This window comes from Streptomyces sp. NBC_00104 (genome assembly GCF_045160825.1).
Taxonomy (GTDB): Bacteria; Actinomycetota; Actinomycetes; order Streptomycetales; family Streptomycetaceae; genus Streptomyces.
Genome location: NZ_CP108215.1, coordinates 5,109,200 through 5,132,236 on the forward strand (window position 1 = coordinate 5,109,200; position 23,037 = coordinate 5,132,236).

The window sequence follows — 23,037 nt, forward strand, 5'->3', positions numbered from 1 at the left end:
ACCGGGTCGGCACGGGGTCCGCGGCTCGGTGGTCATCAGGAACGGCGCAGGTACGAGCAGGGTGAGGGGGCCGTATGGCGACGAAGGACGCTCCGCCCCGCTGGGACCGCAGGATGCAGCAGCGGCTGGCGCGCGGCGAGGCGGCCGCGCTCGGTGAGCTGTACGACCGGTTCGCGTCCCTCGTGCACGGGCTGGCCCACCGCGTCCTCGGGGACGAGCGGGGCGCCGACGGCATCACCCGCGAGGTGTTCCTCCAGCTCTGGGAGAACCCCGAGGCGTACGACCCCAAGCAGGGCCCCCTGCGTTCCTGGGTGGCGGCGCTGACCCACCGCCTGGCCGTGCAGCGACTGCGCGTCACCGAGGCCGCCGCGCTCGCCCGGGGCGGCGAGGGCACCACCGAGGATCTGGAGCGCAAGGTCCACCACGCGTCGGTCGCGGCCCGCGCCGACTACATAGTGCAGGCGATGCCGACCCCGCTGCGGGCCGCCCTGGAGCTGGCGTACTTCCAGCGCCGCGACTACCGCCAGACCGCCACCGACCTCGGCGTCACCGAGGACGAGGCCCGCCGTCGCCTCCGCCTCGGCCTCCAGCTCCTCTCCACCGCCCACGACACCCGCCTCTCCGGCGCCCCGCCCGAACCCGGGGCCACGGCATGACCGGCGAACCGACCCCGTCCGGGTCGTACGACGACGAGCCGGAGGGCCGGCAGCCCCACGAGCAGCCCGACCACCCCTCCACCCGACCGGCCGTCGGCCGGGTGCCGTCGGCCAGGAAGCCGTCGGGCGGGGACGGTGCGCAAGGGCCCCACGAGGAGGTCGGGCGGGACCTGGACCGGTCCGGCGGCAGCGAGGGGACCTCGGAGGACGGGTCGTCGGGCGGGGACGCTGTGCACGAGCCCGGCGATTCCGACGGGCCGCACGAGCCCCGCCGGTCCGACGGGCCGGGCTCGGGGGACTCGCCCGGGCGCGATGGCGCCGTGGGCGGCGACGGCCACGCGGCGACGCCCGGCGGCCGTGGGAACGGCCGCGGTGGACCGTCCGGTCCCGAGGGGCCCCGGCGCGGCGGCCACGACGAACCGGTCGGGCCGCCGCGCATACCGCTGCCGCGCACCTCCGTGGAGGACACCGGGCTGCCGTTGCCGGACCCGTCACCCGAAGCGACACCGCCACCGGCGCCTGCGGTGCGCCCGGAGGCCTCGGAACGCGCCGTGCCTTCGGAACCCGCCGTGCCCTCGGAGCCCTCCGTGTCCTCCGATCCCGCCGAGACTGCCGTGCCCTCCGAGCCTTCGGAGCCTCGGGAGCCTTGGGAGCCCGAGTCGGCCGTACCGCCTGTGCCGCCCGTACCGCCCGTATCGCCTGTCCCGGCCGCCGCGCCCGTCCCGGCCTCTCCCCTCGTCCTGGAGCACCAGGTGCTCAAGGCGCTGCTCGGGGCCTGGGCGTTGGCGGCGTGTTCGGCGGAGGAGGCGTTGGCTGTCGAGGAGCATCTCGGGGTGTGCGGGCCGTGCGCGGACGAGGCGCGGCGGTTGCGGGAGGCCGTGGGGCTGCTGCATCCGCCGGAGAGCCTCGACCTGGACCCGGCCCTGCGTACCCAGGTGCTGGATGTCTGTCTGGGCCGCCGCCCACCGCGCATCCCCGTCCCCCGCTGGGCCGCCCCGTACGACGCGGAGACGGCCCGGCTGGACGCGTTGCTGCAGGACATCGGCGCCGCCGACTGGCACGCCCCCGTACGGCTGCGCTGGTTCGAGGGGGAGGGGCCGGCGAGCCGTCGTACGACCGTCGCCGGGGTCATCGCCCACCTGCTCACCGTCGACGGGCTCGTCGCGGCGGCACTCGGTCTGGACGATCCGCTCGGCCTGCTGGAGGGTGGCCACGACGAACCCGTCGACGGTACGCCGGAGGCCCGCACCGAGGCGTACTGGAAGGCGTCCCACTTCCCGCCCACCCGCGCCCTGCGCGCCCCCTGGCGGCAGCAGAGCCACGACATCGTCCGCACGGTGTCGTTCACGGGCGGCGGCCCGGACGACTCCGACAAGCCCGGTCGCCTGGCGGTCTCGTACGGCGGCTTCGCGCTCCCTCTCCGGGACGCGATGCTGGACCGGGCGTTCGAGTGCTGGATCCACGCGGAGGACATCGCGGAGGCCGTGGACTACCCGTACGAGCCGCCCTCCGGCCGCCATCTGCACGGCATGATCGACCTGGCGGCCCGCATGCTGCCCGTGTCCCTGGCCGAGCGCCGCCGGACCGGCCTGGCGTCCCCGCCCCCACCCGGCCGCCACCTCGTACCGGCCGGCGCCCCCGGCCGCAGCCTCCGCCTGGAGATCGAGGGCTCCGGCGGCGGGGAGTGGCTCATCCCCCTCGACTCCCCCGCGGCCCGCGGCTCCGCCGACCACGAGGTGGCCCACGTGGCCCTCGACGGCGTCGAATTCTGCCGCCTCGCCGCCGGGCACGTCCCTCCCGAGGAAGCGGCGGCGGGCCAGGGCGGCGACCGCGAGGCGATCAGGGACGTCCTGTTCGCGGCGGCGGCGCTGAGCCGGATGTAGCGGCCCCGAAGCGTGCCGAAGCGTGGGCCGAGCCGGGCCCGCGCTCGGGGCCGCCGGGCCCCGTAAGGGGCGCGGGGAACGGCGCAACCAGCCACGACCCACCCGCAGCCGCCCTACAGCAGACGCCCCCGAGCCATCAGGCGCCCCAGCCCGGCGAAGCCCCTACGTGAAGCCCCTACGCGAAGACGACCGTCCGGCGCCCGTTCATCAGGATCCGCCGCTCCGCATGCCACTTCACGGCCCGCGCCAGCGCCTGGCACTCCACGTCCCGCCCGACCGCGACGAGCCCCTCGGGCGTCACCCCGTGCCCCACCCGCTCGACCTCCTGCTCGATGATCGGCCCCTCGTCGAGGTCGGCGGTGACATAGTGCGCCGTCGCCCCGATCAGCTTCACACCGCGCGCGTGGGCCTGGTGGTACGGCTTCGCGCCCTTGAAGCTCGGCAGGAAGGAGTGGTGGATGTTGATGATGCGGCCGTTGAGCTGCTTGCAGAGGTCGTCGGAGAGGACCTGCATGTAGCGGGCCAGAACGACCAGCTCGACGTTCTCCTCGCGCACGATCTCCAGCACCCGCGCCTCGGCCTCGGCCTTGGTCTCCTTGGTCACCGGGATGTGGTGGAAGGGGATGTCGTACGACCCCACCAGCTCGGCGAAGTCGGTGTGGTTGGAGACCACGGCCGCGATCTCCACCGGCAGCGCCCCGATGCTCGCCCGGAAGAGCAGGTCGTTCAGGCAGTGGCCGAACTTGCTGACCATCAGGACGATGCGCATCTTCTCGTCGGCCCGGTTGATCTGCCAGTCCATCTGGAAGGAGTCACCGATCGCCGCGAAGCTGGCCCGCAGCTTCTCCACGCTCACCGGCGCCTCCGCCGAGAAGTGGACGCGCATGAAGAACAGACCCGTGTCGTGGTCGCCGAACTGCTGGCTGTCCTCGATGTTGCAGCCGGTCATGAACAGGTAGCTCGACACGGCGTGCACGATGCCCTGCTTGTCCGGGCAGGCGAGGGTGAGGACGTACTGGTCGGCGGGCGCCGCGGCTCGGGTGGACTGCTCGTTCATGCCCGACAGGGTCCCATATGGCGTACCCATGTCGGCAATCGTCCCGAAGACCGGACCCCCGCATCCACCCGCCACATCCGCACACCCGCCCGCCGGACCCCCGCCTACGCCGCCCTGGTCATGATCCGCAGCACCTCGAGGGTGCGCGGCGGTGTGTCCGGGTCCTCCCCGTCGCTCACCGAGAGGCGTACGTGAGCCTCGCGGGCGGCGCGGACGGCCTCGGGCCAGGCGTCGTGGTCGAGGTACGCGGAGACGGGCGCGTCCGGGCCGACCTGGTGCATGATCCGCAGCACGCGCAGCACGGCGCTGTCGACGAGGGCCGCCTCCTGGGCGTCACGGAAGATCGTGCCCACGTACTTCTCGGCGGACCAGTTGTCCAGCCAGGTGTCCTCGACCAGGCGGTACACGGCGTCGGTGACGTCCCCGTACCCGTCGACACCGGCCAGCCAGACGTTCTGCTGGAACGCGGGGTCGGAGAGCATGTGCAGCGCGGAGCGCACATTGCTGCGCCAGCGCCACCACGGCATGTCGTTCAGTGGCATGCCGCCCATGGTGGATGAGCGACGCCCGCGACGGGAAGGGGTCTCCGGACCTTGGACGGTCATGGATCGTGCGTTCCTCTCTGAAACCACGCGAAAATACGATCGTAGCTCTTCGCAATTCACCTCCCGGTCACCTCGCGTTGACCACCCGTCACGCCCGGGTTGGTGATGTGGCGGAATCGTGCGGAGCCATGACTGGCTTCCGGGCACGACGGACCCCCCTCCCCGCAGACCGACTCCAAGGGCTCGCCAAACGCCTGGTCAGGGCCACCACGCTGGCGGCGTGCGCGTCACTCGTCGCCGGGTGCGGGGCCATCCCCGGGACCACGGGGGGCTCCGGGGACGGCTCCGTCACCGTCATGACCTGGGCCCCGGAGAAGACGGCCGCGACGAACAAGCCCGGCATGCCCGCCATGGCCAAGGCGTACGCCCGCTGGGTCAACGCCAACGGCGGCATCAACGGCCACGAGCTGAAGATCCTCACCTGCAACGACCGCAACCAGACCGTGACGGCCGCGAAGTGCGCCCGCCGCGCCGCCGACGAGAACGTCGTCGCGGTCGTCGGGTCGTACAGCCAGCACGGCCGTTCCTTCCTCGCCCCGCTGGAGTCGGCGGGCATCCCGTACATCGGCGGCTACGGCGTCACCGACGACGAGTTCGCCAGCGCCCTGTCCTACCCGGTCAACGGCGGCCAGGCCTCCCTCATGGCAGGCCTCGGCGAACAGCTCGCCAAGGCCTGCGGCCCGGTCGCCCTCGTACGCCCCGACTCGATAGCGGGCGACCAGCTGCCGCTGCTGCTGGACTCGGGGCTGCGGTCCGGGGGGCACGACAAGTCCGAGGACCAGCTGGCCGCCGAGGACGCGACCGAGTACGGGGGGCACGCCCGGGAGGCGCTGCGGCGGGCCGGCACCGACCCGGCCGCGAAGGGATGCGTCGTCCCCGCGCTGGGCGACCGCACCTTCACCTTCATGGACTCCTTCCGCCGGGACCGCGGCGACTATCCGGGCGTCCGCACCGGGACCGTCCTCGGCAGCGTCGACCAGACGGTGCTCGACGCGACCGGTGGCAGGTCGGGACCGTACGAGGGGGCGTACGTCACCGGCTGGTACCCGGTGGAGACCGACAAGCGGTGGGACCGGATGAAGAAGGTGATCCAGGAGCACGCCTTCGACGACAACCGGATCGACCCGGCGGACCCGGGTGTGCAGACCACGTGGATCGCGTACACCGTCCTGACGGCCGCCATCGAGGCGCTCGGCGACGGCGAGGTGACCTCCCAGGCGATCCGCCGAGTCCTCGACGACGGCCTGAAGGTCACCACGGGCGGCCTGACCCCACCCCTCAGCTGGCGCTTCGAAGACCTCATCGCCTCCGCCGGCTTCCCCCGCCTGATCAACCCCGAAGTCACCTTCCAGGTCGTCCGCAAGGGCCAACTGGTCGCGGCGCGACGGGGGTTCGTGAATGTCGAGAAGACGCTGGTGGAAGCGGACAGCTGAGCGACCGGAAGGGACCGGGCGCGACCGGGAGCGCATCCGAGCCGGGTGGTGGCCCCCTGGTCATCCTCGCCTCTTCGGGCCCGATCTCGTCGGCGCGGGCCCGGCCGCGATCGACCGGTCGCGAGCGTCCGGTCGCGAGCGTCCGGTCGCGGACCGCTACAGCTGGACCGCCTGCCGTTCGGTCAGGGCGTAGGTGGTGGCGATCGTGTTCCAGAGTTCGGCGGCCTTGGCCTTCTCGGCGCTGGCGGTGGCGCTGGCCTGGTTGCCGGCCTGGGTCTGGCCGGTGGCGCGGGCCTGGCCCTTCTTGCAGCCCTTCTTCCCGGCGGCCTGGTCGGCCCACGCGGCGTAGTGGTTGTCGGCGGAGGCGGAGGCCTGCCAGGCCTTGGTGAGCGAGGTGGTCAGGGCCTGGTGGTTCGGCAGCTTGTCGACGGACAGCTCGCCGAGCCGGGTGACCAGGTCGTTGCGCTGCTTCGCCGCGTCCCGCAGGTCGGTGGCGGCCTGGCCCAGATTGGTGCAGCTCCTGATGTTGGCGACCGCCTTGATCACGCTGTTCCGGCTGTTGCCGCTGTCCGCGAGCAGCTTGTCCAGCGCGACCGCCTGCTCCTTCGCCGGGTCCGCCGACGACGACGCCGACTCCTCGGGCGCCCCGCTCGCCGACACGGGCTTGTTGTCGCTCTGCGTCCCCTTGTCCCCCGACCCGGCCATCAGGGCACCCGCCCCGATCCCGAGCACGGCGATCCCCACGCCGACGAGCGCGATGAGCGGCACCCGCGATCTCGTACGGCCACTCCCTCCGCCCCCGCTCTCCCGTCTCGCGGAGGCCCGCCCACCATGGCCGCCATGGCCGCCATGGCCGCCGGGCGCACCGGGGCCCTGCGGCGGCGCGGGATGGGCGTGGTCGATCTTCGGCATCTGCTGCGTGGCCCCGGCGGCGCCCCCGGCCCCGGGCTCGTCGCGGAAGAGACTGTCGAACACGTCCGGCTGCTGGCGCGCCTGCCGCGGCCCCGGCGCGCCGTACGGCTGGGGCTGCGCGGGTACCGGCGGTATGTACTGCGTGGGCTCCGCGTCCGGGTTCCCGGCGGGCGCCGCGTGCGTCGGCCGTGCGGGGTGCGCGGTGGGCGGCAGGGGCCCCGCGCCGTGGTCCGGCACCCGCCCCAGATACGTCGTCGCCTCGGCCGACGCCTCCGGCGGCAGCGCGCCCGGCCCGACCGGGGGAAGGAACTGCGTGGCGGCCTCCCCGACCGGCGCCTCCGCGACGACCGGCGGTATGTACTGCGTCGCCCCTTCGTCCACCGGCGCGGCCCCGGCCGACGGTACGTAAGGGATGTACTGGGTGGCCCCCTCGTCCACGGGGGGCAGCGGCGCACTCTGCGGCGGCTGGGGCGGCGCGGCGGCCGGCAGGGCCACCTCACCCGCGGCCGGCGGCAGCGGCGCGCCCGATCCCGCCCCGCCGTACCCCTCGCTGCCGTACGACGGCCCCTGCGCGCCCTCGGGCGGCAACGGCATCCCGCCCTGGGTGCCGTACCCGCCCTGAGCGCCGTACTCGGTCCGGCCCCCCTGGACGCCGTACTCCGTCTGGCCCCCCTGGACGTCGTATCCGCCCTGAGCGCCGTACGCGTCCTGCGCCCCCTGGCCACCCCACTCCGGCGCGGGCTGCGCGCTGTTCCAGGGGTCGGACGGCGGCTGGGCGGGCGCCGCGCCCCCCTCGGAGCTCCACTGCCGCTGCTGGTCCCACGGCTGGACCGGGGCCGGCGGCAGCGGGGCCGGCGGCAGATCGCTCGGATGGAGCGGCGCCCCACCGTCCGAGGGCAGCACGATGCCTTCGCGCGCGGTCCGCGCCGAGGGCTCCTCGCCCTGTCCACTCTGCGTCACCGAGACTCCTACGAATGGGGGACTTGCGGAATCGTCGACTCACGCTACCGGGTCCCGGTGACCGCCCACGCACCACCCGCACCCCGAGTAAGGGGCCAGGCCCCTCCCCGGGGGGGGCGCGGTGCTGCCTCGTCCTGCGGCTCCGCCGCGTGAGCGCTACGCGGCCTGAAGATCCATCCGCGCCCCGAACTCCCTGACCACCGCCTCCTCCCTGAACGGCTCCAACCGCTGCTGGAAGTCCTCCAGGTACTCGGCCCCCCGATTCGACCGGAGCGACCCGAGCAGTTCCACGGCCTTCAGCCCCGTATGGCAGGCCTGTTCCACCTCTCGTTGCTGCACCTGCGCCGTGGCGAGGAGCACATACCCGATCGCCCGCCGCCGGGCCCGCGACTCCGGATGCTTGGCCAACGACTCCTCGGCCCGTCGGGCCGCCGCCTCCGCCTGCCCGAGATCCCGGTGGCAGTGCGCCAACTCGTCGGCCAGATAGGCCTCGTCGAAGTGCTTGATCCACGCCGGGTCGTCCCCGGACAAGGGGTCCGCCGCCTCCAGCGCCTCCACGGCCCGCCCCGCCGCCGCCTGCGCGGCGCGCGCGTCTCCCATCAGCGCGTGCCCCCGCGCCTCCGCCGCGTGGAACATCGACTCCGCCCGCGGCGTGGACCGCCCCCGCGCCCCTTCCTGCGCGGCGCGCGCCAACTGCGCGATCTCCCGCGGGTTTCCGAGCTGCGCGGCGAGATGGCTCATGGACGCGGCGAGGACGTATCCGCCGTAGGCGCGGTCGCCCGCGGCCTGGGCGAGGCGGAGCGCCTGGATGTAGTACCGCTGGGCGAGCCCGGGCTGCCCGGTGTCGACGGCCATGTACCCGGCGAGCTCGGTCAGCCGGGCGACCGCGGCGAACAACTCCCGCCCCACGGCCTCCCGGTAGGAGCCGGCCAGCAGCCCCGAGACGACACTGTTGAGGTAGTGCACGACGACCGGCCGTACATGCCCGCTGCCGTACTGGTGGTCGAGGTCGACGAGCGCCTGCGTCATCGCGCGCACGGCCGCCACGTCGGCGAGCCCCACCCGGGGTCCCGCCGAGCGGGCCACCTGGGAGTCCGGGGCGGAGATCAGCCAGTCGCGGCTGGGCTCGACGAGCGCGGAGGCGGCGACGGACGACCCGGAGAGGAAGTCCCGCCGCCCCACGTCGCTGCGCCACAGCTCGCAGACCTGCTCGATGGCTCCCAGTACCGTCGGCGAGAACTGGAGGCCGACGCCGGACGCGAGGTTCTTGCCGTTGGCCATGCCGATCTCGTCGATCGTGACCGTACGGCCCAGCTTGCGGCCGAGGGCCTCGGCGATGATCGCGGGCGCCCGGCCCCGTGGCTGCTGTCCGCGCAGCCAGCGCGCGACGGACGTCTTGTCGTAGCGGAGATCGAGACCGTGCTCCGCGCCGCACATGTTGACCCGACGGGCCAGCCCCGCGTTGGAGCAGCCCGCTTCCTGGATGAGCGCCTGCAGTCGTTCGTTCGGCTGCCTGGCGACGAGCGGCCTTGCGGCCATGGCGTACCCCCTGTGGCTGTGGTGCCGTGCCCACGCACCGAGTTGACGTGTCTTCAGCGGCCCGCTCTCTTCGCACACGTGGTCCCGCGCCGCCGATGCGCACGGCACCCACACACCGAACACGCGTACCGAAAACGCGTACCCACATATCGAAAAGATCCGGCCTCGAAGATCAATGCCCCGCCGACATACCGAAGATGCGAGACATACCAGGATTGCCGGGGTAAACACGGATGCTGTACCCCACACGTGGCTACCCGGCTCACTCCGTGATCCCTCCCGCGCGCCCCCGGCCATGCACCCATGCGCCCCGGCCCCGTTGACGATGCTCTCCCCCGCGCATGTGACTTCCGTAACCCCTGATGACCGCTAGAGTTGTGTTCATCGTGGAAGAGACCATCGCGGGCCCTGAAGCTGCCCAAATCCCGAAGCAGCGTGGTGAATCGCTGCTGGACACCGCCGTTCGATACACCGAAGAACGCCACTGGGACGTGTTCCCCGGTACCTGGCTGGAAGCCGTCGACGGGATGCAGCAGTGCTCCTGCGGCAACACGGCGTGCGCCACCCCCGGCGCGCACCCGGCGCGCGAGGACTGGGCGACCCAGGCGACAGGCAGTGCGACCGTCGCGCGCCGTCTGTGGTCGAAGCAGTCCACCGCGTCGATCCTGCTGCCGACCGGCCGTACGTTCGACACGATCGACGTGCCCGAGACCGCCGGCCTGCTGGCGCTGGCCCGTATGGAACGCATGGAGCTGACCCTCGGCCCGGTGACCTGGACGCCGGATCGCCGGATGCACTTCTTCGTGCTGCCCGGCGCCTCCGTCAAGGTCCCCGACCTCGTACGGAAGCTGGGCTGGTCGCCGCTCGTGCTGGACCTCAAGGCGTTGGGTGAGGGCGAGTACGTCGCGGCTCCGCCGACGCGGTACGGGTCGCGGGGGGCCGTGCAGTGGGCTCGGCGGCCCACGCCGGCGAACCGGTGGCTGCCGGATGCCGAGGAACTGATCTCGCCGCTCGCCTATGCGTGCGGCAGGGACGGGCGTCGGTAACACTCCGGGTGGGGACTGCGGATCGGTTTCGCGGCTACGGGTGAGTCGTGGTTGTTCGCGCGGTTCCCCGCGCCCCTGAAGACAGAGACCTGGGGCGCTGTCTACCCGAAAGGGCGGCCGGTGTGAGTGGTGCTGCAGCTGTTCGTGTCCAGGGGCTCTGGAAGCGGTTCGGGGCCCAGGCCGCCGTCGCCGGGATCGATCTGGAACTGCCCGCCGGGCGGTTCATCGGGCTGGTCGGGCCGAACGGGGCCGGGAAGACCACCACCCTGTCGATGGTCACCGGACTGCTCCGCCCCGACCAGGGCTCGGTGGAGGTCGTCGGGCACGACGTGTGGCGGGACCCGGTCGAGGTGAAGGCCCGCATCGGCGTCCTGCCGGAGGGGCTGCGGCTCTTCGAACGCCTCACCGGGCGTGAACTCCTCGCCTACACCGGCCGGTTGCGTGGACTGCCCGGCGCCGAGGTCGACAAGCGGGCCACCCAGCTGCTGGACGTCCTCGATCTCGCGGGCGCCCAGCACAAGCTCGTCGTCGACTACTCGACGGGCATGCGCAAGAAGATCGGCCTCGCCGCGGCGCTCCTCCACAACCCCGAAGTCCTCTTCCTGGACGAGCCGTTCGAGGGCGTGGACCCCGTCTCCGCGCAGACCATCCGGGGCGTCCTGGAGCGGTACACCGCCTCCGGCGCCACCGTCGTCTTCTCCTCCCACGTGATGGAGCTGGTGGAGTCCCTCTGCGACTGGGTGGCCGTCATGGTCGCCGGCCGCATCCGCGCCCACGGCCCCCTCGCCGACGTACGGGGGGACGCGCCCTCGCTGCAGAGGGCGTTCCTGGAGCTGGTGGGCGCGGGCGACCGGGACACCGGCTCGGATCTGGACTGGCTCGGCGGCGGGGCGGGCGGCCGATGAACACGACGGGCGCAGCGGGCACTACGGGCTCAGCGGGCTCAGCGGGCACGACGGGCTCAGCGGGCACGACGGGCTCAGCGGGCACGACGGGCTCGACGGGCTCGACGGGTGCCGCGTCGGTGACCTCCGTCGTCGTACGGCTGAAGCTGTCGCTGCTGCGCAACGGACTGCGGCAGTCGGCCGGGCGGCGGGCCGCGTATGTCTTCTCCGTCGTCCTCGTGCTGCTGTTCGCGGCGCTTCAGCTGATCGGGCTGATCGCGTTGCGCGGCGACGAGCACGCGGCGGCCGTGACCGTGCCGCTGGTGGCCCTGCTGGCGCTCGGGTGGGCGGTGCTGCCGCTGTTCTTCCCCAGCGGCGACGAGACGCTGGACCCGACCCGGCTGGTGATGCTGCCGCTGCGCCCGCGCCCGCTCGCACGGGCACTGCTCGCGGCCTCGCTCGTGGGCATCGGCCCGCTGTTCACCCTGTGCGTGCTCCTCGGATCGGTCGTCGCGGTGGCGCACGGCCCGGCCGCGTACGTCACCGCCGTGTTCGCCGTCCCCCTCGCGCTGCTCTGCTGCGTCGCGCTCGCCCGAGCCGTGGCCGCCGCCAACATCCGCCTCCTGACCAGCCGTCGGGGCCGCGACCTCGCCGTCCTCAGCGGCCTCGTGATCGCGATCGGCCTCCAGGTCGTCAACTTCGTGGTTCAGCGCCTCGGCACGGCCGGACTCGGCCAACTGGAGCCGGTGGCGGATGTGTTGAGCTGGATCCCGCCGTCCTCCGCGATCGGTGCGGTGCGGGCGACGAGCGAGGGCTCCTACGGGGTCGGGGCCGCCCAACTGGCCCTGTCGGCCCTCGCGTTGACCGTACTGCTGCGTCTGTGGGCACGGACGCTCACCCGGCTGATGACCTCCCCGGACGGCTCGACGCTCCAGGCCGTCGAGACGGGCCGGGCGCGGACCCGGACGCGGTCCACCGGCCTGAGCCGACTGCTCCCCGCCGGCCGCACCGGTACGATCATGGAACGCAGTCTGCGCTACATCGGGCGGGACCCGAAGACGAAGGCGGCGTGGGTGACCTCGCTCGCCATCGGCCTGATCGTGCCCGTCTTCAACGCCGTGCAGGGCACCGGCTCGATCTACTTCGCCTGCTTCGCGGCGGGGATGCTCGGAGTCCTGATGTACAACCAGTTCGGACAGGACACGTCGGCGTTCTGGATGGTCGCGATGACGATCTCGTCCACCCGGGACGCGTACGTCGAACTGCGCGGCCGGGCCCTGGCGTTGCTGGTCATCACCCTGCCGTACGCCACGTTCGTCACCGTCCTGACCACCGCGCTCCTCGGCGACTGGCCCGCCCTCCCCGAAGCCCTCGGTCTCTCCTTCGCCCTCCTCGGCGCGATGCTGGCGACCGGCGCCTGGACCTCCGCCCGCTTCCCCTACTCCATCCCCCAGGAGGGCTACAAGAACGTCGCCCCCGGCCAGGCCGGCCTCGCCTGGCTCTCCGTCTTCGGCGGCATGATCGCCGCCGCCCTCCTCTGCCTCCCGGTCATCGGCCTCACCATCTGGCTGCACGTCTCGGCGGACGGCGACTCCTGGACGTGGCTGCTGCTACCGGTGGGAACGGCGTACGGGGCGGGGCTCGCGGAACTGGGCCTGCGGCTGGCAGCACCCCGCACGGCCGGGCGACTGCCGGAGATCCTCACGGCGGTGAGCAAGGGGTAGTGCCGCACACGCGCCGTCACCGAGAAGGTATCCATGGGATACTGTCTACTTCAACGATCCTTAAGTACCCTTCGGATATGAAGGCTGCTGCCAACAACTCGGACATCTGCTGCCCGCCCCGGCTGGTGCTCGACCGCATCGGTGACAAGTGGTCGGTGCTGATCGTGCTGAACCTGGGCGACGGCCCCAAGCGGTTCAGCGAACTGCGCGAACTGCTTCACCACGTGACGCCCAAGGTCCTCACCCACACACTGCGGGGGATGGAACGCGACGGCCTCGTCACCCGGACGGTCTTCGCCGAGGTCCCGCCCCGCGTGGAGTACGAACTGACCTCGCTGGGCCACTCCCTGCGGCCCGTCATGGAGCCGATCAACACGTGGGCCGCGGAACACGTGGACGAGGTCCTGTCCTTGCGCAAGGCCCACGACGCCCGCTCCGCGGACGAGTTCGTGGGCTAATCACCGAGCCGCAGCATGGACAGGTCGACGGCGTCGGCGATGGCTTTCGCGCCGGCGTCGTTGACGTGGAGACCGTCACCGCTGTCGTACTCCTCGCGGATCCGCCGGGGTCGCTCCGGGTCGGCGACCGCGGCGGCGATGTCGAGGACGGCGTCGAAGGGCTGGTCGGGGCCGAGCAGCCAGTCGTTGATCCGGTGGCGCAGGGCCTGACCGGCCGGGGTGTCGGCACCGTCGTACACCGTTCCCTCGTAGGGGCCGAGTGTGGCTGCGACGGCGACGAGGCCGGCAGCGTGGAGGCGGTCGGCGAGTGTTGCGTACCCGGCGACGAGGTCGTCGAGGTCCGGCAGGACCGGGGGTTCGGGGAAGGACTGGGTGCCTGGCACGCCCAGGTCGTTGAGGCCGATGTGGATGAGGACGTGGCTGACGCCGGGCACGTCGAGCACATCGTGGTCGAGACGGGCCAGGAGGTGTTCGCCGATGCCGTCGGTGAGGAGCCGGTTGCCTGAGATGCCCTGGTTGACGATCCAGCCGCGGGGGAGACGACGGCCGAGCTGAGCGGGGAAGCTGTTGTCGGCTCCGGGCGTGGTGGCGAAGCCTTCGATCCAGGAGTCCCCGAAGGCCACGGCGATGGCGGTGCCTTCCGGGGCGAGAACGTCGACGCCGGTGAGGAAGTGCCCGGTCGTGAGCTCCTCGGCGGCCGTGAAGGACGGGGCGGTGAGCTGGTTGCCGGGGACCGCGTACCCGATGTCGTAGGGGACCGCCGAGTAGGTGGTCAGGCCCGTGTCGTGCGGGAGATAGAGGCTGAGGACGAGTTCTTCCCCCGCGCTCACCTTCTGCTCGACGGGGTCACTGACGACCTCGTCTCCCACGCCGATCGTGACGGTGCCGGCGCCCGCGAAGCGCAGCACGGTGTCGCTCGCCGGGACGATGGCGCTTGCTTCGGTGCGCCTGGCGAGGTGTGCGCCGGCGATCTCCAGCGGCTCCTTTCCGTAACGGTTGCTGAGGCGTATGCGCAGGGCCTCACCTCCGCCGGCGATGCGCAGCGGCTGGCGTACGGTCTGGTCGGCGAATCCGCGAAGTTCGAAGAGTGTGAAGTCCTTATGGGGATTGATGACGGCGGATCGGTGGGTGGCGATCCAGTTGGCGGACGAAGCGGCCATGGAAGCTCCATTCGTGGCGTGCCGCGCGCGCTGTGGCAGCGCGACCGCGAGATACGGACCGCCCTGCACGAGACCATGGTGCTGTGGTCGATGACCGTGCAGGGCGGGCCGCTTTTTGACTCAATTCGAAATCACTGGGAATTCACTTGGGACTCACCTTGAACTCGCTTGGAACTCAGAAGAGCCCGTTCGTGTTGGCAGCCGGGAGGTCCGGCGCAAACCAGGGCGCCGAGTTTTCCGGAGTGCCTACGATCTGCAGGACCTCCCAGTGCTCGATCGCCTTGCCGTCGGCGTTCATCTTGAAAATGTCCGCGCCGGCGATCCCCGTGTCGTCCGGATCGTCGTTGAAGAGGTTGAGGAAATTCGAGTGAATCCACACGTAGTCATCCACCGCGATGACGCGATGACCCACCCAACGAGCGTGCGGGCGGTCCTTGAGGACGTTGTCGAAGAAACTCGACAAGCCTTCCGCACCAGTGGTGAGGAGCGGGTCGTGCTGGATGTAACCCGGGTCCAGGAACTGCGCCACGGCTTCCGCGGGCCGCCGTTGGTTGATCATCACTTCGTGAAGGTCCACGATGTTGTTCAGGTTGCGAACGGCTCGATGATCATTACTGTCGACCAATTTGAGCATTACTTATCTCCTCTTTGATGCGTTTGTCTCAGTCTTCGGTGCTCTGGCGGCCGGGGAAGTCCGTGAACGTGGTCGGCTGCGGATTCGACCCCACCCATTCCCGAAGCTCGGACCCGATCGGCCCGTGGAGTTCCACGGCCCCGACTGCCGCGCATTCCGTCAACCGTTCCAGCAGTGCCGCCGCACGCTCCATGTGCGCCATGGCCGCCGCGGAGTCGGCGTATTCCTCGATCACCAGATAGCTGCCGTCCTCGGCCGAGAACCACCGGTAGCTTCTGGTGCCGGGCTCGTCGTCGGCCTGCTGGCGCAGCGCGACCACCAACTTCTCGAATTCTTCGTGCCGTTCTTCTCGGACATCGAACCGTACGCGTACGAAGATGCTTTCCTTGTCCACCTCTCCCCTATTCTTTTCGATCAATATGCGACGTGGACGAAGTGGTGGATATGTGCCTTCTTCTCCAACTCGTCGACAAGGGCGACGGCGTAGTCCTCGATGCTGATCCGGCTGTCACCCTTGCCGTCGACGAGAAACTGGTCACCGCCTGTCCGGTAGACACCGGTGCGCACACCGGCCTCCAGCACCATGGGCGGGGAGAGGTAGCTCCACTCCAGGTCATCGGCACTGTCCCGGATGAGTTCGAGCAGTGCTATCTGGGCGAGTGCGCGCGGCAGCAACTCCTCGGGGAACCCGGTGGCGTCGACGGCCCGTACACCTGGCGCCACCTCGACGGCGCCCGAGCCGCCGACCACGACCAGGCGACCCACCCCGGCCTTGCGCACGCCGTCCAGTACGCCCCGGCCCACCTCCAGGAGCGACTCGGTGGACTCGCTGCCGCCGCGCGGCGGCGACACCGCCAGCACCACCGCGTCGTGGCCGGCCACCAGGCGCGCGACGGTATCGGGGTCGCTCGCGTCCGCCGCCCGGGTGCCGTTCTTCCCGCCGCGGGTGACGCCGGTGATCTCGTGCCCCCGTCTGCGCGCCTCGGCGGCGATCTGGCTGCCGATCATCCCAGTGGCTCCGAACAACACGATCCGCATGTCAATGGCCTCCCTGAAACGCTGTCAAAAGCGCCGTCGACCAGGAAGGTACCTACGGGGTACTGGTTACTTCAACGATCCTTGAGTTTCTCTCGGAAACCGTGCTGCCCAGCGATGCGCGGGGTGGGAAAGCGTCGGCGGGTGGACAGTCGGCCGCGGCCCCTCTCCACCGCCGCCACCAGCGCCGCTACTGCAGCTGATCGTCGACATGCGCCTTGACCAATGCGCCGACCAGGCCGCGGTGGCGTGCGGGGCTCGGTGCCGATCGCCTCGTGGTCGCCCGCGGCGAACGCGTAGCGCGCGCGGTGGTCGCACTGTGCGGGTTCGTTCACATGACAGGCGGTCGCCCCAGTCGGACATAACGCTCGGACGTCAGGCAGAGCCGGCCGAGGAGTCGCCGGGACACCGGGTTGAGGGAGGGCGCGAGCATGCTCTCGGGAATCTGCGGTGCGCGTCCGGGATCTGTTGCAGCGAAGGTTGAGCGATTCCCATCGATTCCTAATGCCGTTTGTCAAGCCGCGGCGCACGCTTGAGGCAGCGGGCAGGAGGTGTCGGAGGAGCGCAGTACAGTCCGTTCATCCGACTGGGGAGGGCTCATGGGGACCAAGTGGAGCTTGACGATCGACTGCGCGTACCCGGGGAAGCTGGCCGCGTTCTGGGCGCTGGCGTTGGGCTACGAGGAGAAGCCCGCGCCCGCAGGGTTCGGGAGCTGGGAGGAGTGGTTCTCGCATCATGAGGTTCCGGAGGACGAGTGGGATGACGGGGCGTACCTCTCAGATCCGGACGGCGTGGGCCCCACCTTGTCCTTCCTGAAGGTGCCGGAGCCGAAGGTGGCGAAGAACCGGCTGCATATCGACGTGCAAGTTGGTGGCGGCCGTGAAACCCCGTGGGAGGTGCGCTGGCCGCGCGTGGTCGAGGCGGTGGAGCGGTTGACCGCTGCGGGCGCGACCGTGGTCCGCGAGGACGAGTTGCAGGGCAGGCCGGATCACGTGGTGATGGCAGACCCGGAAGGTAACGAGTTTTGTCTGGTCTGACGGAGTCGGTCAGACCACCTGGCCGCGCGCAGCGTGTCGCGTCCCTTCCTATGCGGCAGCCCTTGCCGGCGGAGCCGGCTCGTAGCACCGTCCGTCTCGCAGGAGGGCCCAGAGGACGTTGACGCGGCGGCGGGCGAGGGCGAGGACGGCCTGGGTATGGCGCTTGCCTTCGGCACGTTTGCGATCGTAGAACCGGCGCGACTCGTCGCAGTGCCGAATGCTGAACAACGCCGAGGTGTAGAAGACGCGTTGGAGGCGGCGGTTGTATCGCTGCGGACGGCGCAGGTTCCCGCTCAGCTTCCCGGAATCGCGGGGCACCGGGGCGACACCGCCGAAGCCGGCGAGGCGGTCGGCGGTGCCGAATGCCGTCATGTCCCCACCGGTGGCAGCCAGGAACTCGGCGCCGAGGATGACGCCCAGGCCGGGCATGCTGGTGATCACCTCGAAGGTGTGGTGGTCGCGAAACCGGGCCTCGATGGCCTTGTCGAGCTCGGCGACCTGCTGGTTGAGGCTCATCACTTCCTTCGCCAGCGTGTGTACCAACGTGGCGGCCAGCTTCTCGCCGGGCAGGCTCGTGTGCTGCCGTTCGGCGGCCTGGACAGCGGTTTCGGCGAGCCGGTCGGGGCGGACGACGTGGCGGTTGCGCAGCCAGGTCTCCAGCCGCTTGACGCCGATCCGGCGAATAGCCGCGGGGGTCTGATAGCCGGTCAGCAGGGTGAGCGGGCCGGTGTTGGTGAGGTCCAGGGCCCGCTCCAGGCCGGGGAAGATGCCAGTGAACTGGGCACGGAGGCGGTTGACGGTGCGGGTGCGGTCGGCGACCAGGTCCATGCGGCGGCCGGTGAGGATCTTGAGATCGATGACGGTGTCGTCGCCGGCCCGCAGCGGATGCAGATCGCGGCGGACGCGGACCTGGTCGGCGATGACGGCGGCGTCCTTCGCGTCGGTCTTGCCCTCGCCGCGGTAGCTCTCGGAAGCGCGGTGGATGGCCCGGCCGGAGATGTAGTGGACCGGCTGGTCGCGGTTGACCAGGAGCGCGATGGCCAGGGCGGCTCCGCCGTCGGCCAGGTCGATGCCCCAAGGTCACCTCGTCCCCCAGGGCCAGGATGTCGGCGAGGAGTTCGAGCAGTTCGGGTTCGTCGTTAGCGACGCGTCGCGACAGCAGCCGGCGGCCGCTCTCGTCGATCGCGACGCAGTGATGGTGGGCTTTGCCTGCGTCGATGCCAGCCCAGATCGCGGCCATGTGGTGCCTCCGTGCGGTGGTGTTGCTGGTGCCTCCCACGGACGACCTCGCTGTCGATTCCCTACGTAGCGATCATTCGCAATTCCTAATTGGCAGCCGAGTCGTCGTGGGGCGTCGGGCGGCCAATCGATGGAAGCCACAAGTGGCAGAAGTTTGAAAGCCACACCCGACGCCCCTGGGTGGATGAACCATACGAAGGGCTCACCACGTCCCGCAGAACAACGTAGGGAAGCTTGAGTGGTGTGGGTCACTCATTCTCGTCGCGTTGGCGGGCGGCGAGGATCGCGACATCGTCCTCGTACGCGCTGTTCGTCAGGTGGGTCAGGAGTGTGTCAAGCATGTCGTCCAGAGTGCGGTCCGCCGGCAGGCTCAGCGTCGCGAGCGCCTGCACCGAGACGTCGATGTCCGTGTCGCGTCGCTCCACCAGCCCGTCGGTGTAGAGCAGCAGTGCGGTGCCGCGTTCCATACGTACGGTGATCGATTCGTAGCCACCGAGCCCGGTGCCGATGGGTGGGCCGGCCGGGAGCCACAGAATCTCCGTGCTTCCGCTGGGACGCACGATGGCGGGCGGCAGATGCCCAGCGCTGGCCGCTGTACAGGTGCCCGCCCGGGAATCCATGACCGCGAGAAGACAGGTGGCGAGGCGGTCGAGGCCAACGTGTGCGACCCGGCGGTCGAACTCGCCGAGGATCTTGTCGACGCTCATCCCGGACGTGGCGATGGTGCGCAGCAGAGAGCGGTACTGGCTCATGGCGACAGCGGCCTGGAAGCCGTGGCCCATCACGTCGCCCATGACCAGCAGGGTGCGGGAGTCCGGCAGTGCAATCGAGTCGTACCAGTCTCCACCCACGAGGACGCTGTCGCCGGAGGGGAGGTAGCGGGCGGCCACTTCCACAGTGGGGTGCGGGGCACTGGGTTCGGACAACAGGGCACGTTGGAGTTCCAGCGCCATGGTGTGTTCGTAGCTGTAGCGGCGCGCGCTGTCGATGGAGACGGCGGCTCGGGCGGCCAGTGCCTGGACCGTCTCGACGTCGTCGTCATGGAAGGGCGGCGATGTGCCGGCCCGGCCCAGAAGGACGACGCCGACCGCGCGGCCCGCCGTGATCAGGGGGGCGATGAGAAGCGAGTGGATGCCGGCCGCGCGGAAGATCCTGGCGCGCTCGGGGTCCACGGTCACCTTCTGGAACAGCTCGTCCGAGGCCAGGTTGCCCAGCCATGGCCGCCCGCTGTCCATGCAACGCCGTGGGGCCGAGCCGCGGGGAAGGTCGACGTGTGGTCCGGGTCCACCCAGTTGGCGCAGCAGCCATTCCAGTCCCGGTAGTGCCGCACCCTTCATCTTGCGCAGCCTCAGGAAGCCGGGAGGGGGCGGGGGAGCGCCGGTGAACTGCTCCTCGACGAGTCCCACTGCGGCGGTGTCGGCCAGCGACGGGGTGAGGAAGTCGGCCAGCTCCTGGCACGTGGTTGCGATGTCGAGCGTGGTGCCCACACGCGTGGTGGAAGCGTCCAGCAGGGCGAGCCGCTGATGCGCGGTCTCCAGGTCGTCCAGATAGCGGCGCAGATTGCTGATCTCCACGCTGATCCCGCACAGACACGCGTCCTGGCCCGGCAGATCGATCCGGTGATAGACCGCTCGCCAGAGCCTGTCACCTAGCGGCGAGGCGACCCTCGTCGTTCCTGAGACGGTTGCCTCCCGAGGTTGCCCATCCGCGAGTACCTCGAACAGGACGTCGTCCGGGCACTGGAGGTCCGGCAGCACCTCCCCGAGCGTTCGCCCCAGGAATGCGGTGGCGGGCACGCCGCTGGCCTCGACCCATGCGGGGTTGACGTACAGATGGCGAAGCTGCCCGTCGAGAACGACGACGGGGGCCAAGGTGCTCTCAACCAGCTGACGCACCGGAAGGCCAGCACCTTCTGGGAAGTGCCACTGCGGCATGGGGCCCTCACCGTTCACGAGTTGCCTCTCTGTCTTCACTGGAGCCAATCCATACCCCGTTGACGGAGCGACCTCTCGCGTGAGGTGGAGCGTCCACCACGACACGTTGAACGCGGGGCATGTCCAGGTCAAAGAGCTTTGGAGCCGCAATGGACCGTGGCGACCGGTCCGCTGACCAGCTGGTCCGCAGCGGCTGCTCCTCCCGGCGTACGACACCCCCTGAGCTGTGCTTAACCAATGATGAGAGGAACAGCCGGTCACCGGCCTTCGCTGAGAAGTGCGTTCGATTCGCCAGCTCATGACGGCCTCCCGATCCGCGTGAGGCGGTACGTGCCCCAGAGTTCACGTCCGGTCTCACAACCGTCCTGTGCCTTGGGCCTCCCCTCGCAGTCGGCACACTTCGTGGTGTGCTCGAACCACAGGCGGTAAGCGCGCAGCATGGGCAGTTCGGCGTTCCGCACGCTCGACTCGACCCTTCCACCGGTCATCAGCCCACCCCCGTGAACTGACGTACAGCCAGAACGCGTTGGCGCTCCTCAGGCGGCAGGACGTAGGCGCGTACGAGAGGATGCCCGGTGTCCATCGGGGCCGGACCACCTCCGTCACGGCACCGGCATGCGAACGCGAGCGCCGAGCCCCATGTCTCCGGCGGCGACTGCACCGCGGACACGGGCGCCTGTACGGGATGGTCGGGAAGGGAGCGTGTGCCTGCCTTCCGGGGTCCTCACAGCAGGGCTCTCACCCGTTCGAATGCCTGTGATACGAATCGCATGTTGGCGCTCCTTCGCAGCGTCGGCCACGCCCCGGGACCGTCGTGAGCGGGAAGGCGTCGACCGCGGCCTTGACCGGAGCGAGTCGAGGATGACCGGGACCGGCGAACAAGTCGATGTGTACGGACTGGTCGCCGGTGAGGTCCGACAGATCACGGACGCGCAGCAACTCGGCGATGCGCAGGATCGTCTCCAGCTTGGGCGTCTTCAGGCGTCCGGTCTCGACGCCCTTGACCCAGGACCCGGTCTTGCCGAGGAGTCCGCCCAACTGGTCGCGTGTCATACCCCTGCGGGTACGCAGGATCTGTAGGCGTTGGCCGAAGACCAGCGGGTCGGCATACGGGTCCGGGGTAGCAGCTTCAGACGACACGGCCTTGCCCCTCTCTGAACAGCTCGACACTGTCAGGGTATGGGGCAGGGCCGCTCTGATGTGAGGATCCCGCCGTCCGCCCGTCCCCTGCCCGCTCCCCTCGCCCCGCGCCCCGCGCCCCGCGCCCCGCGCCCCGCGCCCAGTGCGCAGTGCGCAGTGCGCAGTGCGCAGTGCGCAGTGCGCAGTGCGCAGACGCCGGAGAGGCTGAGGTTCCGCGCAGTTCCCCCGCATCTCCGACACTGCCCCCTCTCTAGGGTGACCGTCATGACTGAGGCACGGGGCGCCGCGCTGGTGTGGTGGATGCGACGACGGAGGAACGCGGAGGGCTGAGCCGCGCCGAGGGCGGCGCGGCGGCAGGCCGTACAACGCAGGCCGTACAACGCAGGCCGTACAACGCAGGCCGCGTGGAACGCAGGAGGGCCCCGGAGCGATTCGGGGCCCTTTCGTTCAGTCCGAGAAGCTGTCGAGGAACGGCTCTATCGCCGCGCGCCACGCGTCCGGCTGGTCGTAGTGGACCAGGTGCCCGGCGTCGGCGACCTCGGCGTACTGGCCGCGGGGCAGGACGCGGACCATCTCCTGGGACTCGGCGCGGCCCAGCTCACCGTCGAGGCCGCGGACGACGAGGGCGGGGCAGCGCACCTGGGTCAGCTCCTCCCAGTGCGCGTCGTACACCCAGGTCTCACGGGTCGTCAGCATCTGCTCGGGGTCGAAGACGGGCCGCCAGCCGTCGGGGCCCTCGTGCATGACCTCGGCGTAGAACTCACCCCGGGACGGACTGGGGCGCTCCACCCAGGGGTCGTCCTCGCCGAACCACTTGCGGACGTCGGCGAGGGTGGCGAAGGGCAGCGGCCAGGCCTTGAACCAGCTCTCCCACTCACGCTGCGAGGCGGCGCCGAGCGCCGAGGCCCGCATGTCGCAGATGATCAGGCCGCGCACCAGGTCCGGGCGGCGGGCGGCCAGCTGCCAGGCGGTCAGCGCGCCCATGGCGTGACCTATGAGGACGACCGGGGCGAGGCCCAGCTGTTCGACAGCGGCCTCGGCGTCCTCGACGTAGGCCTCACGGGTGTACGCGGCCTTCTCGGGCTTGGCGCTCTGGCCGTGGCCGCGCTGGTCGAGTGCGACGGCGCGGTGCCGTTCGGAGAGCCAGCGGGCGGTGGGAGCCCAGTGCGAGGCGCGGCCCATGAGGCCGTGCAGTAACAGCACTCCGGGCCGGGGCTCGTGCCCGCCGCTCGTCTCCGCGGCCTGGGCCGCGGCGCCCTGCCCCGCCCCCGCCCCCGCCCCCGCGATGTCCCCGACCTGGTCTCCGGTCTTGGGCGGGTCGCCGAACTCCCAGGCGGCGAGACTTACGCCGCCCGCTCCCGTCACGTCGATGCGCCGCACCATTGGCACCCCCCAGACTCCCGCCCGGACCGCTCGCTCCCGCCTCTCGCTCCCGCTTCGAGCCGGCCGGTCCACTCGTCCCAACTGCTGTCGTACCGCTGTCCCGCTGCTGCTTCCGCGTCGCATCCGCCGTCGCTTCTGCCGTGGCTTCCGCCGTTGCCTCTGCCCTTGCTTCTGCCCCGTTGCTCCAGCTGTTGTCATCGCCGTGCGCGCCGCTCGGACGGCGGGCACTTTTGTTACAGCGTGCATATCGGTTGACACGTTACGTGTGGGGTGCGCGCGTCAGGTATGGCAGGGGTCACGCAACGCCACGCCGCACAC

General features: G+C 70.9%; 19 protein-coding genes and 1 pseudogene. 8 read left to right on the forward strand and 12 right to left on the reverse strand.

Translation table 11 applies throughout. The features are described from left to right. Positions 1-74 precede the first annotated feature (74 nt). A complete protein-coding gene (locus OG272_RS22410) occupies positions 75-656 on the forward strand; it encodes a sigma-70 family RNA polymerase sigma factor (RefSeq protein WP_326581982.1) in 582 nt (193 codons plus the stop codon). 320 nt (positions 657-976) lie between these two features. Next, entirely contained in the window at positions 977-2,539 is a 1,563-nt protein-coding gene (locus OG272_RS22415; protein WP_405896055.1) for a zf-HC2 domain-containing protein, read from the forward strand. A 175-nt stretch (positions 2,540-2,714) separates the two neighbouring features. Here the strand turns inward: OG272_RS22415 and purU are convergent, their stop codons facing one another. Continuing rightward, positions 2,715-3,596, reverse strand: coding sequence for a formyltetrahydrofolate deformylase (gene purU, locus OG272_RS22420; RefSeq protein WP_326581981.1), 882 nt, complete (start codon positions 3,594-3,596; stop codon positions 2,715-2,717). A 104-nt stretch (positions 3,597-3,700) separates the two neighbouring features. Next, complete coding sequence (locus OG272_RS22425; protein WP_326581980.1) at positions 3,701-4,201, reverse strand: SCO4402 family protein; 501 nt, start codon at positions 4,199-4,201, stop codon at positions 3,701-3,703. 128 nt (positions 4,202-4,329) lie between these two features. Here OG272_RS22425 and OG272_RS22430 point away from each other — a divergent pair, with 128 nt between their 5' ends. Beyond that, positions 4,330-5,634 carry an ABC transporter substrate-binding protein gene (locus OG272_RS22430; protein ID WP_327729105.1) on the forward strand — a complete coding sequence of 435 codons (1,305 nt, stop codon included), beginning with the start codon at positions 4,330-4,332 and terminating at the stop codon, positions 5,632-5,634. A 156-nt stretch (positions 5,635-5,790) separates the two neighbouring features. Here the strand turns inward: OG272_RS22430 and OG272_RS22435 are convergent, their stop codons facing one another. Then, entirely contained in the window at positions 5,791-7,506 is a 1,716-nt protein-coding gene (locus OG272_RS22435; protein ID WP_405894621.1) for a hypothetical protein, read from the reverse strand. 156 nt (positions 7,507-7,662) lie between these two features. Further along, positions 7,663-9,045, reverse strand: coding sequence for a transcriptional regulator (locus tag OG272_RS22440; protein ID WP_326581977.1), 1,383 nt, complete (start codon positions 9,043-9,045; stop codon positions 7,663-7,665). A gap of 362 nt (positions 9,046-9,407) precedes the next feature. On the opposite strand from OG272_RS22440, the gene OG272_RS22445 reads away from it, so the two are divergent. The 4 genes from OG272_RS22445 (at position 9,408) to OG272_RS22460 (ending at position 13,157) form a co-directional block, all read left to right on the forward strand. Further along, the gene (locus tag OG272_RS22445) at positions 9,408-10,091 is read left to right on the forward strand and encodes a bifunctional DNA primase/polymerase (protein WP_327729102.1); all 684 of its coding nucleotides are present in this window, start codon (positions 9,408-9,410) and stop codon (positions 10,089-10,091) included. A gap of 89 nt (positions 10,092-10,180) precedes the next feature. After that, positions 10,181-10,996: an ABC transporter ATP-binding protein gene (locus tag OG272_RS22450; protein WP_405896056.1), complete on the forward strand. Its 816-nt coding sequence runs from the start codon at positions 10,181-10,183 to the stop codon at positions 10,994-10,996. Beyond that, positions 10,993-12,699 carry a transporter gene (locus tag OG272_RS22455; RefSeq protein WP_405894623.1) on the forward strand — a complete coding sequence of 569 codons (1,707 nt, stop codon included), beginning with the start codon at positions 10,993-10,995 and terminating at the stop codon, positions 12,697-12,699. Before OG272_RS22450 ends, OG272_RS22455 begins: the two co-directional genes overlap by 4 nt. 77 nt (positions 12,700-12,776) lie before the next feature. Next, complete coding sequence (locus OG272_RS22460) at positions 12,777-13,157, forward strand: helix-turn-helix domain-containing protein (RefSeq protein ID WP_326581974.1); 381 nt, start codon at positions 12,777-12,779, stop codon at positions 13,155-13,157. On the opposite strand, the gene OG272_RS22465 is transcribed toward OG272_RS22460, so the two are convergent. The 4 genes from OG272_RS22465 to OG272_RS22480 all read right to left on the reverse strand — a co-directional run bounded on the left by OG272_RS22465 (position 13,154) and on the right by OG272_RS22480 (position 15,989). Further along, positions 13,154-14,317 carry a GDSL-type esterase/lipase family protein gene (locus OG272_RS22465; protein ID WP_327729099.1) on the reverse strand — a complete coding sequence of 388 codons (1,164 nt, stop codon included), beginning with the start codon at positions 14,315-14,317 and terminating at the stop codon, positions 13,154-13,156. The two genes, OG272_RS22460 and OG272_RS22465, sit on opposite strands and share 4 nt — an antisense overlap. A 175-nt stretch (positions 14,318-14,492) precedes the next feature. Continuing rightward, the gene (locus tag OG272_RS22470; RefSeq protein WP_326581972.1) at positions 14,493-14,951 is read right to left on the reverse strand and encodes a nuclear transport factor 2 family protein; all 459 of its coding nucleotides are present in this window, start codon (positions 14,949-14,951) and stop codon (positions 14,493-14,495) included. Between the two features lie 28 nt (positions 14,952-14,979). Continuing rightward, positions 14,980-15,345 carry an antibiotic biosynthesis monooxygenase family protein gene (locus OG272_RS22475; RefSeq protein WP_327729097.1) on the reverse strand — a complete coding sequence of 122 codons (366 nt, stop codon included), beginning with the start codon at positions 15,343-15,345 and terminating at the stop codon, positions 14,980-14,982. A gap of 20 nt (positions 15,346-15,365) precedes the next feature. Next, positions 15,366-15,989, reverse strand: coding sequence for an NAD(P)-dependent oxidoreductase (locus tag OG272_RS22480; protein WP_405894625.1), 624 nt, complete (start codon positions 15,987-15,989; stop codon positions 15,366-15,368). Between the two features lie 596 nt (positions 15,990-16,585). On the opposite strand from OG272_RS22480, the gene OG272_RS22485 reads away from it, so the two are divergent. Then, positions 16,586-17,023 carry a VOC family protein gene (locus OG272_RS22485; RefSeq protein WP_005474438.1) on the forward strand — a complete coding sequence of 146 codons (438 nt, stop codon included), beginning with the start codon at positions 16,586-16,588 and terminating at the stop codon, positions 17,021-17,023. Positions 17,024-17,071: 48 nt separating this feature from the next. Here OG272_RS22485 and OG272_RS22490 read toward each other — a convergent pair. From OG272_RS22490 to OG272_RS22505, 4 genes and pseudogenes are all read right to left on the reverse strand, one after another. Continuing rightward, positions 17,072-18,263, reverse strand: a pseudogene (locus OG272_RS22490) (IS110 family transposase). A gap of 247 nt (positions 18,264-18,510) precedes the next feature. Beyond that, positions 18,511-20,157 (reverse strand): SpoIIE family protein phosphatase, encoded by a 1,647-nt coding sequence (locus OG272_RS22495; protein WP_326581969.1) that lies wholly within the window; start codon positions 20,155-20,157, stop codon positions 18,511-18,513. A 777-nt stretch (positions 20,158-20,934) separates the two neighbouring features. Further along, positions 20,935-21,567, reverse strand: coding sequence for a helix-turn-helix domain-containing protein (locus tag OG272_RS22500; RefSeq protein WP_405896057.1), 633 nt, complete (start codon positions 21,565-21,567; stop codon positions 20,935-20,937). 216 nt (positions 21,568-21,783) lie between these two features. Then, positions 21,784-22,719, reverse strand: a complete 936-nt coding sequence (locus OG272_RS22505) for an alpha/beta hydrolase (protein ID WP_328223406.1) — start codon at positions 22,717-22,719, stop codon at positions 21,784-21,786. Between the last annotated feature and the right edge of the window lie 318 nt (positions 22,720-23,037).

What these genes read in the sequence shown, in the direction of transcription:
- OG272_RS22445 (WP_327729102.1), top strand. Translation starts at nt 9,408, where the DNA reads ATGACCGCTAGAGTTGTGTTCATCGTGGAAGAGACCATCGCGGGCCCT.
- OG272_RS22410 (WP_326581982.1), top strand. Translation starts at nt 75, where the DNA reads ATGGCGACGAAGGACGCTCCGCCCCGCTGGGACCGCAGGATGCAGCAG.
- OG272_RS22455 (WP_405894623.1), top strand. Translation starts at nt 10,993, where the DNA reads ATGAACACGACGGGCGCAGCGGGCACTACGGGCTCAGCGGGCTCAGCG.
- OG272_RS22430 (WP_327729105.1), top strand. Translation starts at nt 4,330, where the DNA reads ATGACTGGCTTCCGGGCACGACGGACCCCCCTCCCCGCAGACCGACTC.
- OG272_RS22500 (WP_405896057.1), bottom strand. Translation starts at nt 21,567, where the DNA reads ATGCGGGGGAACTGCGCGGAACCTCAGCCTCTCCGGCGTCTGCGCACT.
- OG272_RS22460 (WP_326581974.1), top strand. Translation starts at nt 12,777, where the DNA reads ATGAAGGCTGCTGCCAACAACTCGGACATCTGCTGCCCGCCCCGGCTG.
- OG272_RS22470 (WP_326581972.1), bottom strand. Translation starts at nt 14,951, where the DNA reads ATGCTCAAATTGGTCGACAGTAATGATCATCGAGCCGTTCGCAACCTG.
- OG272_RS22440 (WP_326581977.1), bottom strand. Translation starts at nt 9,045, where the DNA reads ATGGCCGCAAGGCCGCTCGTCGCCAGGCAGCCGAACGAACGACTGCAG.
- OG272_RS22485 (WP_005474438.1), top strand. Translation starts at nt 16,586, where the DNA reads ATGGGGACCAAGTGGAGCTTGACGATCGACTGCGCGTACCCGGGGAAG.
- purU (WP_326581981.1), bottom strand. Translation starts at nt 3,596, where the DNA reads ATGAACGAGCAGTCCACCCGAGCCGCGGCGCCCGCCGACCAGTACGTC.
- OG272_RS22465 (WP_327729099.1), bottom strand. Translation starts at nt 14,317, where the DNA reads ATGGCCGCTTCGTCCGCCAACTGGATCGCCACCCACCGATCCGCCGTC.
- OG272_RS22425 (WP_326581980.1), bottom strand. Translation starts at nt 4,201, where the DNA reads ATGACCGTCCAAGGTCCGGAGACCCCTTCCCGTCGCGGGCGTCGCTCA.
- OG272_RS22480 (WP_405894625.1), bottom strand. Translation starts at nt 15,989, where the DNA reads ATGCGGATCGTGTTGTTCGGAGCCACTGGGATGATCGGCAGCCAGATC.
- OG272_RS22505 (WP_328223406.1), bottom strand. Translation starts at nt 22,719, where the DNA reads ATGGTGCGGCGCATCGACGTGACGGGAGCGGGCGGCGTAAGTCTCGCC.